Genomic DNA, 13859 nt, shown 5'->3' with positions numbered 1-13859 from the left:
CCGTGGATGCCCGGGACAAGCCCGGGCATGACGGCTGCTACTGAGGGTGGGTACTCAGGAAAGTCGTCTCACATGGTCGAGACGATCTTCTCTTCCTCGGCCAGGAGCGAGGGGAGCAGGGGGGTCGTCACGGCCTGGAGCCACGCCAGGAATTCCGGCTGGTTCTTGTCGATGGCGAGGCCGATCTCGGTGGCCGCCTCGGTCGAGTCCTGGCAGTTGTTGCCCTTGGGCAGCGCGGCGAGGCCCTTGACCTTGCGGTTCAGCGCCACCCACGGAATGCGGTTGATGGGGGTGACGTCGGCGCGCTTGGCCATGATCTCTTCCACGGGGGCGGCGGTGCCGGCGCTGGTGACGCCGCGCAGCTTGGCCTTCGGGAAGCGCTCCTTCGCCCAGTTCTCCTCACCGCCGCCGGTGAAGTAGGCGATGGTCACGTCCTCACGGTTGAAGTCGTCGATGGAGGTGGCGTTGGCGACCTTGGGATTGTCGGCGCGGCCGAACACGCAGAGCGCGGTCTTGGAATAGGTGACGAAGTCCACCACCTGCTGGCGCGCCTTGGTGACGGACAAGGGCGAGACGGTGATGTCCACCTGGTTGGCGGCGAGCACGGGCACCTTGGTCTCGTGGGACACCGGCACGGGCACCAGCTTCACGTCGAGGAGCTTGGCGTACTGCTTCACCAGCGTCCAGGCCGGGCCGGACCACGCCTCGCCCGAGCCCGTGGTGTTCTCAACCAGCCACGGCGGGTTGGCGAGCACGCCGACGCGCAGCTGGCCGGCTTTCTTGATGGCGTCGATGCGCGCGCTGGCGCCGGGCGCGGGGACAGGCACGGTCTGCGCGGCGGCGATACCGGCGGAAAGCCCGATGCCGACCACGGCGGCGGCCAGGGACAGGAAGGTGCGGCGGTGAAGCATCCAGATTTCCTCCAGGGACGCGGGGTCTGAGGCGACGATGAACGCCGGCTGCCCCTCGACTTGCACTCTAGTATACAAATTAAGGGGGCAATCAAGCCGCGCTTATTGTGCAGTGCGAAGGGCCGGGAACCATCGACATTCATCAGGGGGCGCGCAACGCTGCGCCGCTTCACCCTCCCCCCTTGCGGGGGAGGGCAGGGAGGGGGGTGATGCCCTCTCCACTTGCCGAGCCGATGTTGCTCCAGGAGGCGACCGTATCACCCCCTCCCCAACCCTCCCCCGCAATGGGGGAGGGGGCGAGGCAGTGGCCGGGACAGGCCCGGCCATGACGGAGGGAAACGCGCCTCAGGCGCCGATGGCGCGGGAGATGATGATCTTCTGGATGTCGGACGTGCCCTCATAGATCTGGCACACGCGGACATCGCGATAGATGCGCTCGACAGGGAAATCGGAGAGATAGCCGTAGCCGCCGAAGGTCTGGAGGGCGCGGGAGACGATGCGCTCGGCGGCCTCTGAGGCGAACAATTTGGCGATGGCGGCTTCTGTGAGGCAGGGCACGCCCGCATCCTTCAGGCGCGCGGCATTGAGCACCAGTTGGGTCGCGGCTTCCAGGTCCGTGCGCATCTCCGCGAGACGGAAGCCGAGGGCCTGATGATCGATGATGGCCTTGCCGAAGGCGCGCCGCTCCTTGGCATAGGCGACCGCCGCCTCATAGGCCGCGCGCGCCATGCCGACGCTCTGGGCGGCGATGCCGATGCGCCCGGTCTCGAGCGAAGACAGCGCGATGCGATAGCCCTCGCCCTCCTCGCCGATGCGGTATTCTGCGGGCACTTCCAGGTCCTCGAAGCGCAGCGAGCAGGTGTCGGAGGCGCGCTGGCCGAGCTTCTCCTCCACCTTCGCCACCACATATCCGTTGGCCGAGGTGGGCACGAGGAAGGCGGTGATGGGGCTCTTGGTGGCCGCGCCCTCCACTTGCGCGAACAGGATGATCCAGCCGCCGATCTTGCCCGAGGTGATGAATTCCTTCCCGCCGTTCAGGATGTAACGGTCATTGCGCTTCACGGCGCGGGTTTTGATGGCACCGGCATCGGAGCCCGCATCCGCCTCCGTCAGCCCGAAGGCGCCGATGAATTCGCCGCGCGCGGCGGGCCGCAGCACCTCCTCCTTCTGCGTGTCCGAGCCATAGCGCTGGAGGATGGCGTTGAAGGGGGCGTTGTGGACGCTCATGATGGTGGAGACGGCCCCGTCGCCCGCCGCCACCTCCATGAGGGCGAGGGCATAGCTCACATAGTCCGCGCCCGCGCCGTCATAGTCCGGCAGCACGGTCATGCCGAGGAAACCGAGGTCCGCGAGGCCCTGGAACACCTCCGGCTCGATGGCCTTTTCCCGGTCGCGCAGCGCGGCGCCGGGCGCGAGCACGTCGCGGGAGAAGGCGGCGGCGGTTTCCTGGACGAGGCGCTGTTCTTCGGTCACGTCCTGTTTTCCTCCATCTGGTTCAGCGGCCCGCCAAGATAGCTCGGAAAGCCCCAGCCGAGCACCGCCGCAAGATCCGCCTCGTCATGGTCGGCAGCGAGCCTCATTATGATGCTTGCCGCCGCCGTGCTCTGCGCGCGGATGAGGCGCCGCTTCACCGCCTCTGGTGTGGTGGGCGCCGCGCCGTCGCCTCCCGCTACCGCCCGGCCAAGTGCGCGCGCCAAAGCGAGCGGGCCATAGGGCATGCCGGCGGCGCGGGCGCAATTCTCGATCATTGCCGAGGGCGTGCCTTCGCGGAGAAGGGCGAGGCCCTCTTCTATGAAGGCCTCCATGCAGCGGGAGGCATAGAGGGCAAAGCCATCGCTCGGCATGATAGGGGAGGGGCGCGCATAGCCCACCTGCTCCAAGGCGCGCACCAGCGCCTCATCCTCGATGCCGGCCGCATCCGCCTTGGCCTTAGAGAAGAAGAGCAGCCCCTTCGCGCCCTCGGCGCGGGAGCGCTTCTCGATCTTCTGGCGCGTGAGGAACAAGGTGCGGATCATGGCCCGCGCCTGTGGGCCGGCGAACAAGGCGCCGAAGCGCTTGCGCTCCAGGCGGAGCGCGGTGTCCATGGGCAGGCGCGTGCCCTCGAACACGCAGGCGAGGATGGCTTCGGGCGCGGGATAGAGATGGCGGGTCTGCGCCTGCATCCTGGCATTGAGGAGGCTGAACGCATCCATGATGCGCGGGCTCTGCGGCGCGCCGCCGGGCAGGGCGAACCCCTTTCTGTCCCACGGCGCGACGGGTGACACGCGACTTTCCCTCAGCGCGCGCCGGGCGGCGGGCAAAAGGTCCTCGGGCGCCACCACGTCGTCGAGGATGCCGGCGGCCAGCGCCTCGGCGGGGGAGAGCGCGTTGCCCTCCAGCATGAGCGGCAGGGCCGCTTCGATGCCGATGAGGCGGGGCAGGCGCTGGGTGCCGCCCACGCCGGGGAAGAGGCCGAGCTTCACTTCCGGCAGGCCGAACACGGCGCCCTTCGCATCCGCCGCGATGCGGTAATGGCAGGCGAGCATCAGCTCCAGCCCCGCCCCCAGCGCCGTGCCGGGCGCGGCCGCCACCACGGGCTTGCCTGAGGTTTCGATGCGGCGGAACACGTCCGCCATCTCGCCCACCTTCGCGGCGATCTCCCGCGCCGTGCCCGCCACCTGCTGGAGCACCGCGAGGTCCGCGCCGGCGATGAAGGCGGGCTTGGCGGAGGTGAGGATGAGGCCGGTGATCGTTTCATCTGCCGCGAGCCGCGCCACCTCCGCATCCAGGGCGGCGGCAAGGTCCCAGTCCATGACGTTCATGGACCGGCCGGGCAGGTCGATGGCGAGTGTGGCGATGCCATCTTCGATGGTGGTCGTCAGCATCTCACACCCGCTCGATGATGGTGGCGACGCCCATGCCCGCGCCGACGCACAAGGTGACGAGCGCGGTGCCCTTGCCCGTGCGCTCCAGCTCGTCCAGCGCCGTGCCCAGCAGTATGGCGCCGGTGGCGCCCAGGGGATGGCCCATGGCGATGGCGCCGCCATTCACGTTCACGGTTTCGGGGTCCAATTCCAGCGCCTCGCAGAAGCGCTTGGGGATGGCGGCGAAGGCCTCGTTCACCTCGAAGAGGTCGATGTCCGCCACCTCCATGCCGGCGCGCCGCAGAGCCTTCTCGGCGGCGAAGGAGGGGGCGGTGAGCATGATGGTGGGCTCCGAGCCGATCTCCGCGAAGGCGCGAATGCGTGCGCGTGGCTTGAGGCCTGCAGCGATGCCGGCCTCGCGCGAACCGATGAGCACCGCCGCCGCCCCGTCCACGATGCCCGAGGAATTGCCCGCATGGTGCACATGGCGGATCGCCTCCACCTCCGGATAGCGCAGCAAGGCGATGTCGTCGAAACCGGCTTTGGCGCCCAGCTCAGCGAAGGCGGGCTTGAGCTTGCCGAGATCATCGGGCGTGCAATTGCCGCGAATGGTCTCGTCGCGCTCCAGCAGCGGATCACCGATCACGTCCATTACGGGCACCACGGAGCGGGCAAAGCGCCCCTCGCTCCAGGCACGGGCGGCGCGGCGGTGGCTCTCGGCGGCGAGCGCGTCGAGCGTCACGCGGGAATAGCCCCATTTGGTGGCGATGAGGTCGGCGCTGATGCCCTGGGGCACGAAATAGGTGGAGAAGGCGATGCTGGGGTCTGAACTCCATGCACCCCCGTCGGAGAGGATGGGCACGCGCGACATGCTCTCGCAGCCGCCGCCAACGGTCATGTCCGCCTGCCCCGCCATCACCTTGGCGGCGGCAAGGTTGCAGGCTTCCAGGCCCGAGGCGCAGAAGCGGTTGATCTGCACCCCCGCCGTCTCCTGCGCATAGCCCGCATTCAGCACCGCGATGCGCGGCAGGCACTGGCCCTGCTCGCCCACGGGCATGACGATGCCCATGATCACGTCGCTCACCAGCGTGGTGTCGAGATGCGATCGGGTGCGGAGCGCATCGAGCACTGTCGTGGCGAGGTGGACGGGGGTGGCCTCATGCAGCGCGCCGTCCGCCTTGCCGCGCCCGCGGGGGGTGCGCACATGGTCGTAGATGTAGGCGTCGGGCATGGGGTGGTCCTAATGGGCTGGCCGCGGGGGTTCTCCCTCCCCCCTTGCGGGGGAGGGCGGGGAGGGGGGTGATGCCCTCTCCGCTCGCTCAACAGATGCCGCTCCGGGCGGGGCCTGTATCACCCCCCTCCCCAACCCTCCCCCGCAAGGGGGGAGGGGGTGTTTTGGCGCCGAGGGGGCCGCGTAGCCCCTCATTTCGGCGCCATCCTCAGCGCGCCATCGAGGCGGATCACCTCGCCGTTGAGCATGGGATTGCCGATGATGTGCAGCACCAGCGCGGCATATTCCTCCGGCATCCCGAGGCGCGAGGGGAAGGGCACGCTCGCCCCCAGACTGTCCTGCACATTCTGCGGCAAGCCCTTCAGCATGGCGGTCTCGAAGATGCCCGGCGCGATGGTCATGACGCGGATGCCCACCCCCGCCAATTCGCGCGCCGCCGGCAAAGCGAGCCCCACCACGCCCGCTTTGGAGGAGGCGTAGGCCGCCTGGCCGATCTGCCCGTCGAAGGCGGCGATGGAGGCGGTGGAGATGATGACCCCGCGCTCGCCGCCCTCCAGCGGATCGAGCGCGGAGGCGCCGGCTGCCGCGAGGCGCATCATGTTGAAGGTGCCGATGAGGTTGATCTCGATCACGCGGCGATAAGCGTCCAGCGCCAGCGGCCCGTTGCGGCCGACGATGCGTCCGGCATCGGCCACGCCCGCGCAATTGACCAGGATGCGGGCCGCCCCGTGGGCCTCGGCCGCCTGCGCCACGGCCGCCTCGGCGCTCTCCGCGCGCGAGACATCGCACTTCACCGCGATCCCGCCGATCTCTTGCGCCACCGCCTTCGCGCCCTCCTCGTTGAAATCGAGGATCGCCACCTTGGCGCCGGCCTTGGCCAGCGCGCGGGCGGTGGCCTCGCCGAGGCCGGAAGCCGCGCCGGTGACGAGAGCCGCGTGTCCTTGAACCTGCATGTCGAACCTATCCTTGGGTTTAAAGAGAGCCCCGCTCAGGCGCGGGCATAGAGGCCTTCGATCTCGGCGGAATATTTGGTCTGGATGTTGGCGCGCCGCACCTTCATGGTGGCGGTTACCTCGTCATCGTCATGGTCCAGCTCCTTCGTGAGGAGATGGAACTTCCGCACATGGGAGACCTGCGCGAGCTGCGCATTGGCCTTGTCGATCTCGGCGGCCACCAGCGCGCGCACCTTTTCGTTCTCCGCCAGCGAGCGGAAATGGGTGTAGGCGATGCCGCGCGCCTCGGCCCATTGGCCCACCGTGTCCGCGTCGATCTGGATCAAGGCGGAGATGTATTTGCGCCGCTCGCCGATGACGATGCATTCCTTGATATAGGGGCTGGCCTTCACCGTGTTCTCGATCTCGGAGGGAGAGAGGTTCTTGCCGCCGGCGGTGATCATGATGTCCTTCAGCCGGTCCACGATCTTGAACTGGCCCTCCACCATCTCCGCCACGTCTCCGGTGTGCAGCCAGCCCTCGCGAATGACCGCGGCGGTGGCCTCCTCGCCCTTGTAATAGCCCGCGAACACGCTTTCGCCCCGCACCAGCAGCTCGCCCATCTCCCCGAGCTTCATCTCGACGCCCTTCGCTGCCGGGCCGACGCAGAGGGGCACGAGGTGCGCGCGCTTCTGGCCGCAGGCGAGGCCCGTGGTCTCGGTGGCGCCGTAGACCTCCACGAGGGGCACGCCGATGGTGCGGAAGAAACGCACGATGCGCGCGGAGATGGGCGCCGCGCCGGTCATGGCCACCTTGGTGTGGGCAAGGCCGATATAGTTCTGGAGCGCGCGGAAGATCAGCAGCCAGCACAGCGAGAAGGTGGCGCGCTGGATCAGCGTCCGCTTCTCCTGCGGCACTTCCGCGAAGGGCTCGCACGCCGCATAGGCGCGCTCGAACAGCGCCCGGCGCAGGCCGCCCGCCTCCATGAGCTTGAGATAGATGGCGGAGTTCAGTTTCTCCCAGATGCGCGGCACGCCGAGGAAGATGGAAGGGGCCACCTCCCGCAGGTCCTCCTGCACGGTGCGGATGCTCTCGCCGAAATTGATGAGCGCACCCAGATAGATGGGCATCATGGTGGTGAGCATCTGCTCGGCCACGTGGCACAGCGGCAGATAGGAGAGGTGGGTGGTGTCCTCGTCCGCCTCCAGCACGTCGGCAACTGCGATCGCCTCGGCCCTGAGGTTCCGGTAGCTCAGCATGGCGCCCTTGGGCTTACCCGTGGAGCCGGAGGTGTAGATCATGAGGCCGATATCATCGAGGGTCTGGCGGCTGAGGCTCTCTTCGATGAAGCGTGGATGGTCGATCTCATAGGCGCGGCCCATGGCCTCCAGCGCCGCGAAGGAGATGACGAGGTCGCCGGGATAGGCGCGCAGGCCCTTTTCTTCGATGACGACGATGCGCCTGAGCGCCGGCAGCTCGGCGCTCCGCTCCAGCACCTTGTCCACCTGCTCCTGGTCCTCGCACACCACCATCTCGGCGTCCGAATGGGCGAGCACGTAGGCCACCTCATTGGCCGGGCTGGTGCAATAGACGCCCACCGTCACGGCATTCACGAGCCCCGCGCCGAGCTGCGCCAGCACCCATTCCACCCGGTTCTCGGAGAGCACGGCCACATGCCCGCCTTCGCCGAGCCCGAGCGCCCGCAGCCCCAGGCCCACATGGCCGGCGCGGCGGAAATAGCCCTCGAAAGTCAGCGGCTTCCAGATGCCGAAATCCTTCTGGCGGATGGCGGTGCGCTCACCCCGCACGCGGGCCTGCTCGCGCAGCATCTGGGGAAGGGTGAGGAGCGGGAAGTCCATGGGCAGGCCTTCAGGAGAGCCAGCGCTTGCGGCGCTTGTAATGCTTCACGTCGCGATAGCTCTTCTCCGCCCCGTCGGAGCCGGCGACGCCGAGATAGAATTCGCGCACGTCCTCATCCCGCATCAGCTTCTCCACGGGGCCGTCGATCACCACCTTTCCCGTCTCCATGATGTAGCCGTAATGGGCGACCGCCATGGCCACGGCGGCGTTCTGCTCCACGAGCAGCATGGAGACGCCGCGCTCGCGATTGATGCGGGCGATGATGGCGAAGATCTCCTCCACCAGCATGGGGGAGAGGCCGAGCGAGGGCTCGTCCAGCAGGATCAATTTGGGCTGCGCGATCAGCGCGCGGCCGATGGCGAGCATCTGCTGCTCGCCGCCGGAGAGATAGCCCGCACGCCCGGAGCGGCGCTCATAGAGGCGCGGGAAATACTCATAGACCGCCTCGAACTTCGTGGGCGCCACGCCTCGGCCGGAGAGGGCGAAGGTGGCGGCGGTGAGGTTCTCCTCCACGGTGAGGTCCTCGAAGATGCGGCGGCCTTCCATCACATGGAACAGGCCGCGCCGCACCAGAGCATGCGGGGCGTGCCCCGCCACGTTCACGCCGTCGAAGGCGATGGCGCCTGACGTGACCGCGCCGTCTTCAAGGTCGAGCAGGTTCGAGATGGCCTTCAGGGTGGTGGACTTGCCGGCCCCGTTGGAGCCCAGCAGCGCCACCACCGTGCCGCGCTCCACGCGCAGCGACAGGCCGCGCAGCACCTGCACGGTCTTGTTGTAGACGACCTCGATGTTGGTGACCTCAAGGATGGGGTCGGGCATTTCGGGTTACCTTGGAACTTTCGCTGCCGTCATGCCCGGGCTTGTCCCGGGCATCCACGTCTCTCCCTTAAGCTTCACCTGGCGGAGCCCCGTGGATGGCCGGGACAAGCCCGGCCATGACGGTGGTTCTTTGAGGCGATGGTGAGCTTGAAGATCGAGGCGACCTCACGCCCCCACCCGGATCCAATCCGAATCCGCCACCATCAGCTTCTTTGCGGCGTCGTAGCGATAGACGCGCCCCACCGGGATGGAATTGCCGGGAATGGAGATAGGCACCCCGATGAGCCCGCCCGTGTCGAAATCCTTCAGGGAGTTCAGCGCGGCCTTCAGGTTCGTGCCGTTCAATTCCTGCTTGGCCTCCAGTGTGCGCTTGGCGGCCTCCAGGAACAGCATGGCGGTGAGGAAGCCCTGCATGTAGGCGGTGGACTGGTATTCGGGCCGCATCTGCCGGATCTTGTCCAGCATGGGGCTCTTGCCGTCCGTGTCGTAATAATAGCGGTAGGGCATCACGCCCATATAGCCGTCGGCGGGCTCGCCCACCTTGGTCCAGAGGGAATTGTCCATGGACCAGAAGGTGCCCATGAACTTGGTGGCGAGCCCCATCTGCTTGGCTTGGCTCATGAATTCAGGCAGCGGTGCCAGCACGTAGCCGTGGAAGATGGTGTAGTCCGGATTGGCGCGCCGCAGCTTCAGGATCTCGGTGGAGACGTCCACGGCGGTGGGCGGTGTGACGATGGTCTCGGTCATCTTCAGGCCGAGCGCCTTCACCTTCTCCTGGCCGGCGGCGATGGGGTCGCGGCCGAACTCGGTGTCGGAATGGACGAAGGCGATCTTCGCGCCCGGCTTCGTCTTCGCCACGTACTGGAGCAGGATGTCGAACATCTGCGTGTAGTCGGGGCCGGAGATGAACTGGAAGGGATATTTCTTCGGGTCGTTGAGGTCGGATGCGAAGGAGGCCCCTGCCATCAGGATGGTCTTCTTGCGGTCCAGCTCCGCATTGATGGTCTTCGAGAAGGCGGTTGAGTCCGCATAGTAGAGATTGATGTTCGCCTGGCTGGTGAGCTTGTTGAACACCGCCACCGACTGGTCGGTCTTATAGGCCGTGTCCTCCGCCAGATACGTCACCTTCCGCCCGGCGATGCCGCCGCCATCGTTGACGATCTTCACATAATCCTGGATGCCGGCATGGATGCCGATGCCCGCGAAGGCGAACACGCCCGAAAGCGGGATCGAGCCGCCGATGACGATGTCGTCCGCCGCCAGCGAGGGGCGGATGCCGGCGAGAAGGGTGCCCGCGCCGAGGGCTAAGGTGAGGGCGTCGCGCCTGTTCAATTCCATGATGTTCCTCCCGATTTTATGGTTTGTTTTGGTCGTCACGTCTTGAAGGGCCACAAATGGAAGAAGCGCCGCGTGCGCCGCCAGATCTCGGCGAGGCCGTGGGGCTCGAAGATGAGGAAGCCGACGATCAGCGCGCCGAACACGATGGTGCGCACCGGCGAGAGGATCGCCACCGCGTCCGGCAGTATGGGCGAGAGCAGGCCGACGGCGAGCTTGAGCACTTCCGGCACCATGGTCATGAAGACCGCGCCGAGAATGCCGCCGAGGATGGTGCCCATGCCGCCCACGATGACGGCGGCGAGGAAGAAGATGGAATAGACGAAGGGAAAGCTCTCCGGCGTCACCACGCGGAAGAAATAGGCCCACAGCCCGCCCGCGACCCCGGCATAGAAGGAGGAGAGGGCGAAGCTCATGAGCTTGTAGCGCAGCAGCGGAATGCCCAGCACCTCCGCCGAGATGTCGCGATCCCGGATGGCGATGAAGGCACGGCCGATGCGGGTGCGGAACAGGTTCGAGGCGGCGAGCACCATGAGGCAGGTGAGCGGCACGATGAGCCAATAGAGCGAGAAGGGCCGCGACAGCTCGATGCCGAAGACGGAGGCCGGCGCCACATTGATGCCCGACACGCCCTTGGTGACGCTGGTCCAGTTGGCGAACACGAAATGCAGGATGAAGGAGGCGGCGATGGTCGCCATGGCGAGATAGAGCCCCTTCACCCTAAGGCTCGGCAGGCCCACCACCGCGCCCACGAAGGCGGTGATGAAGCCGGCGAGGATGAGGTTGACGAGCGCCGGGGTGCCGAGCCGCGCCTCCAGCACCGCCACGCTGTAGGCGCCCACCCCCATGAAGGCCGCCTGCCCCAGGGAGACGAGGCCGGTGAAGCCGGTGAGGATGTTGAGGCCGGTGGTGGAGATCACGTGGATGGCTACCAGGCAGGCGATGTAGAGCCAGTATTCGTTGGCGGTGAACGGGAAGATGATGAGGGCGAGGAAGAAGAGGGCGAGCCACGCTTTCTGCGTGCGCGTGTCGAACAGCGCCTCGTCGGCGGAATAGGTCTCCTTCAGCGTGCCGATGCGCATGTCAGAGCCTCTCGATCTCGACCGTGCCGAACAGGCCGTAGGGCCGGATGACCAGCACCAGCATCAGAAGGCCGAAGGTGGCGAGCATCTTGAACTCGCCGCCCAGATACGTGCCGCACCAGGCTTCCAGGAGCCCCACCAGCATGCCGCCGATGAGCGCCCCGGCGATGGAATCGAGCCCGCCCACGATCACCACCACCAGCGCGGAGAGGCCGAACACGCCCATGGCCGGCGAGATGCCGCCCACGGCGCCCACGAGGATGCCGGCGCCCGCCGCGGCGGCGCCCGCGAAGATCCAGGCGAAGGAGAAGACGGCGGGCACGTTGATGCCGCAGGAATAGGCGGCTGCCTGGTCGCTGGCGGTGGCGCGGAGCGCCACGCCGCCGCGCCAGAAGCGGAAGGCGAAGAGGACGCCGGCGATGACCACCGCCGCCACCGAGAAGCCGATGACCACTTTGCGCGAGACGTAGGCATCGCCGATGAAGATGGGCGCCTTGCCCATGAAGTCCGGCAGCGCGGTGGGCTCCGCGCCCCAGATCATCTCCGTGACGCCGATGAGGATGGAGCCGAGGCCGATGGTGACCATCAGCACCGAGATGGCCGCCTCGCCCAGCATGGGGCGGATGATGGAGCGCTCGATGATCGCGCCCAGAGCGGCTCCGCCCAGCAGCGCCAGCGGGATGGCCACGAGCGGCGGAAGCCCCATGCCTGCGGTAAAGGAGAAGAAGAGATAGGCGCCCACCATGAGCATCTCGCCGATGGCGAGGTTCACCACGCGGGTCGCCTTGTAGATCAGCACGAAGGCGAGCCCCGTGAGGGCGAGGAGAGCACTGTTGCCGAGCCCGGCGAGGGTGACTTCTGAGAAGAACAGCCAGTCGAACTCCATCACGCCGCCTCCCGCCCCTGGATGCGGCGCTGGAGCGCCTCCACGTCCGAGCCGCCGAGATAGGCCTTGATGACGTCCGGGTCCTGCGTGACCTCGGAGGGGCGGCCGCGGGCGATGACATGGCCGAAATTCAGCACCACCACATGGTCGGAAATATCCATGACCATGCCCATGTCGTGCTCCACCATGAGGATGGTGACGCCCCACTCCTCCTTCACATCGAGGATGAAGCGGGCCATGTCCTCGGTTTCTTCCCGGTTCATGCCCGCCACCGGCTCGTCCAGCATCAGCACCTTGGGCTGCATGGCGAGTGCGCGGGCCAGCTCCACCCGCTTGCGCAGCCCGTAGGCGAGGGAGGCGACGGGGGCGTTGCGGATGTGGTTGATCTCCAGGAAGTCGATGATCTTCTCCTCGACCTCGGCGCGGAGCTCCATCTCCTCCTTCTGCGCCCGGCCCCAATAGACGAGCGCATCGAAGAGATTGGTCTTCATATGGGCGTGGCGGCCGAGCTTGATGTTGTCGAGCACGGTCATGCCCCGGAACAGGGCGATGTTCTGGAAGGTGCGGGCGAGGCCGAGCTTGGCGCGGTGGGGCGGGTGCGTGCGGGTGATGTCCGCGCCTTCGAACCGGATCGCGCCGGCGCGCGGGGTGTAAAAGCCGGAGATGCAGTTGAAGAGGGAGGTCTTGCCCGCGCCGTTGGGGCCGATGATGGCGGTGATGGAATTGGGGGCGACGTCGAAGGACACGTCGGTGAGGGCTTTGAGCCCGCCGAAGGAGAGGCTGAGGGTGTCGATGGAGAGGATGGGGGAGGGGGTGGTCATGCTCTTCGCCCCGTATTCGCTCTTGTCCTGGACAAGTGAGAGCGAAGCTCGAACGCAGATCCGGGACCCAGCGCAGGACTCCGGCGAAGCCGGCAATGAGCGACCAGCGTGCAAGCGCCATCGCCGCGTGGCGGCGCCGGCGGGATGAAGTGCCTTCGGCAGACTCTTGCGCTGGGTCCCGGATCTGCGCTCCGGCTGCGCCGTCGCTTGTCCAGGACGAAAGCGGACACATCTCCCGCACGGAAGAGAGCACGACCTCGTGCCAGGGCGGCAAGCCCCTCCTTCATCTCGTCCATCCTCCCGTCCGGCGCTTTTCGCGCTCTCAATGATGCGGGCGTTGGAGCGCCCGTTTGTGCTTACACAGGCCCTCCGAAGGGGAGGTTGCGCGCATAGACGCGCTCCACCGGCTCGTCGAGATCACGGCCCGCGCGCTCGAAGCCGCGGCGCCAGTCATAGATGTGCCGACGCATCCAGAGCCGGACCTTTTCCGCATCCCGCGCCTTCAGCGCGTCGATGATGTGGCGGTGGGCGGCGATCATGCGGCCCGGGCCTTCGGGCACCCGGCGGCAGATCAGCTCGGTGGTGGGGAAGAAAAGCAGGCTCGCCGGCTCGCGGGAGAGGAGAAGCACGCGGTTGCCGGAGGCTTTCGCCACCAGCATGTGGAACTCGCTGTCCACTTCGGAAAGGCGCGCGGCATCGCCTGCCTCCCCGGCGGCCTCGATCTCGCGCTGGTTCTCTTCCAGGCGCTCCAACATGTCGTCCGTGATGTTTTCCACCGCCTGCTCGGCGCTCGCCACCTCCAGCGCGAGGGAGACCGAGAACAGCTCGCGGAACGTGACCTCATGGAGGATCAGCGCCCGGCTCATGCGCGAGGAGAGGCGGTTATAGCGCGGCAGGCAGGCATAGAGCCGGCGGTCCGGCCCGCGCTGGATGAAACCGCCTTCCTCCAGGGCGCGGATGCCCTCGCGCACCGTGGAGCGGTTCACGCCGAACTGGCGCACCAGCTCCGCCTCGGTGCCAACCGGCTCGCCCGGCAGGAGGCGGCCGGACACCACTTCGCGCTCGATGGCCTCCGCCACCAGCTGGTAGGCCGGGGCCACCTGAATGCGCTCGAACCGTCCCGGAGCTGCTTCCGACAT

Annotated in this window: 12 protein-coding genes; all 12 read right to left on the bottom strand. The window is 67.3% G+C overall.

The window, feature by feature from the left end; translation table 11 throughout:
* Window positions 1–68: 68 nt before the first annotated feature.
* The 12 genes from ABLE91_RS06885 to ABLE91_RS06830 all read right to left on the bottom strand — a co-directional run bounded on the left by ABLE91_RS06885 (window position 69) and on the right by ABLE91_RS06830 (window position 13859).
* Window positions 69–911, bottom strand: coding sequence for a substrate-binding periplasmic protein (locus tag ABLE91_RS06885; protein WP_348929806.1), 843 nt, complete (start codon window positions 909–911; stop codon window positions 69–71).
* Between the two features lie 345 nt (window positions 912–1256).
* Window positions 1257–2384: an acyl-CoA dehydrogenase family protein gene (locus tag ABLE91_RS06880; RefSeq protein ID WP_348929804.1), complete on the bottom strand. Its 1128-nt coding sequence runs from the start codon at window positions 2382–2384 to the stop codon at window positions 1257–1259.
* Complete coding sequence (locus tag ABLE91_RS06875; protein WP_348929802.1) at window positions 2381–3775, bottom strand: enoyl-CoA hydratase-related protein; 1395 nt, start codon at window positions 3773–3775, stop codon at window positions 2381–2383. Before ABLE91_RS06875 ends, ABLE91_RS06880 begins: the two co-directional genes overlap by 4 nt.
* A 1-nt stretch (window position 3776) precedes the next feature.
* On the bottom strand, window positions 3777–4985 hold the full coding sequence (locus tag ABLE91_RS06870; RefSeq protein ID WP_348929800.1) for an acetyl-CoA C-acetyltransferase: 1209 nt from the start codon (window positions 4983–4985) through the stop codon (window positions 3777–3779).
* A gap of 191 nt (window positions 4986–5176) precedes the next feature.
* The gene (locus tag ABLE91_RS06865; protein WP_348929798.1) at window positions 5177–5938 is read right to left on the bottom strand and encodes an SDR family NAD(P)-dependent oxidoreductase; all 762 of its coding nucleotides are present in this window, start codon (window positions 5936–5938) and stop codon (window positions 5177–5179) included.
* 35 nt (window positions 5939–5973) lie between these two features.
* Complete coding sequence (locus ABLE91_RS06860; RefSeq protein WP_348929796.1) at window positions 5974–7776, bottom strand: AMP-dependent synthetase/ligase; 1803 nt, start codon at window positions 7774–7776, stop codon at window positions 5974–5976.
* Between the two features lie 10 nt (window positions 7777–7786).
* Complete coding sequence (locus tag ABLE91_RS06855) at window positions 7787–8596, bottom strand: ABC transporter ATP-binding protein (protein ID WP_348929794.1); 810 nt, start codon at window positions 8594–8596, stop codon at window positions 7787–7789.
* A gap of 165 nt (window positions 8597–8761) precedes the next feature.
* Entirely contained in the window at window positions 8762–9934 is a 1173-nt protein-coding gene (locus ABLE91_RS06850; RefSeq protein ID WP_348929792.1) for an ABC transporter substrate-binding protein, read from the bottom strand.
* A 35-nt stretch (window positions 9935–9969) separates the two neighbouring features.
* Window positions 9970–11013 (bottom strand): branched-chain amino acid ABC transporter permease, encoded by a 1044-nt coding sequence (locus ABLE91_RS06845; protein WP_348929790.1) that lies wholly within the window; start codon window positions 11011–11013, stop codon window positions 9970–9972.
* A 1-nt stretch (window position 11014) separates the two neighbouring features.
* A complete protein-coding gene (locus ABLE91_RS06840; protein ID WP_348929788.1) occupies window positions 11015–11899 on the bottom strand; it encodes a branched-chain amino acid ABC transporter permease in 885 nt (294 codons plus the stop codon).
* Complete coding sequence (locus ABLE91_RS06835; RefSeq protein ID WP_348929785.1) at window positions 11899–12720, bottom strand: ABC transporter ATP-binding protein; 822 nt, start codon at window positions 12718–12720, stop codon at window positions 11899–11901. The genes ABLE91_RS06840 and ABLE91_RS06835 overlap by 1 nt, the downstream gene beginning before the upstream one ends.
* Before the next feature lie 356 nt (window positions 12721–13076).
* Window positions 13077–13859: a FadR/GntR family transcriptional regulator gene (locus ABLE91_RS06830; protein WP_348929783.1), complete on the bottom strand. Its 783-nt coding sequence runs from the start codon at window positions 13857–13859 to the stop codon at window positions 13077–13079.

This window comes from Aquabacter albus (assembly GCF_040049275.1).
In the GTDB taxonomy this organism is placed as follows: domain Bacteria; phylum Pseudomonadota; class Alphaproteobacteria; order Rhizobiales; family Xanthobacteraceae; genus Aquabacter.
The sequence above is the reverse complement of the archived record's forward strand: the minus strand, read 5'-3'. Positions and strand labels throughout refer to the sequence as shown.

Excerpts from the sequence above, each read along its gene's own strand:
- ABLE91_RS06885 (WP_348929806.1), bottom strand. The coding sequence starts at position 911 with ATGCTTCACCGCCGCACCTTCCTGTCCCTGGCCGCCGCCGTGGTCGGC.
- ABLE91_RS06875 (WP_348929802.1), bottom strand. The coding sequence starts at position 3,775 with ATGCTGACGACCACCATCGAAGATGGCATCGCCACACTCGCCATCGAC.
- ABLE91_RS06870 (WP_348929800.1), bottom strand. The coding sequence starts at position 4,985 with ATGCCCGACGCCTACATCTACGACCATGTGCGCACCCCCCGCGGGCGC.
- ABLE91_RS06865 (WP_348929798.1), bottom strand. The coding sequence starts at position 5,938 with ATGCAGGTTCAAGGACACGCGGCTCTCGTCACCGGCGCGGCTTCCGGC.
- ABLE91_RS06860 (WP_348929796.1), bottom strand. The coding sequence starts at position 7,776 with ATGGACTTCCCGCTCCTCACCCTTCCCCAGATGCTGCGCGAGCAGGCC.
- ABLE91_RS06855 (WP_348929794.1), bottom strand. The coding sequence starts at position 8,596 with ATGCCCGACCCCATCCTTGAGGTCACCAACATCGAGGTCGTCTACAAC.
- ABLE91_RS06850 (WP_348929792.1), bottom strand. The coding sequence starts at position 9,934 with ATGGAATTGAACAGGCGCGACGCCCTCACCTTAGCCCTCGGCGCGGGC.
- ABLE91_RS06845 (WP_348929790.1), bottom strand. The coding sequence starts at position 11,013 with ATGCGCATCGGCACGCTGAAGGAGACCTATTCCGCCGACGAGGCGCTG.
- ABLE91_RS06840 (WP_348929788.1), bottom strand. The coding sequence starts at position 11,899 with ATGGAGTTCGACTGGCTGTTCTTCTCAGAAGTCACCCTCGCCGGGCTC.
- ABLE91_RS06835 (WP_348929785.1), bottom strand. The coding sequence starts at position 12,720 with ATGACCACCCCCTCCCCCATCCTCTCCATCGACACCCTCAGCCTCTCC.
- ABLE91_RS06830 (WP_348929783.1), bottom strand. The coding sequence starts at position 13,859 with ATGTCGGAAGCAGCTCCGGGACGGTTCGAGCGCATTCAGGTGGCCCCG.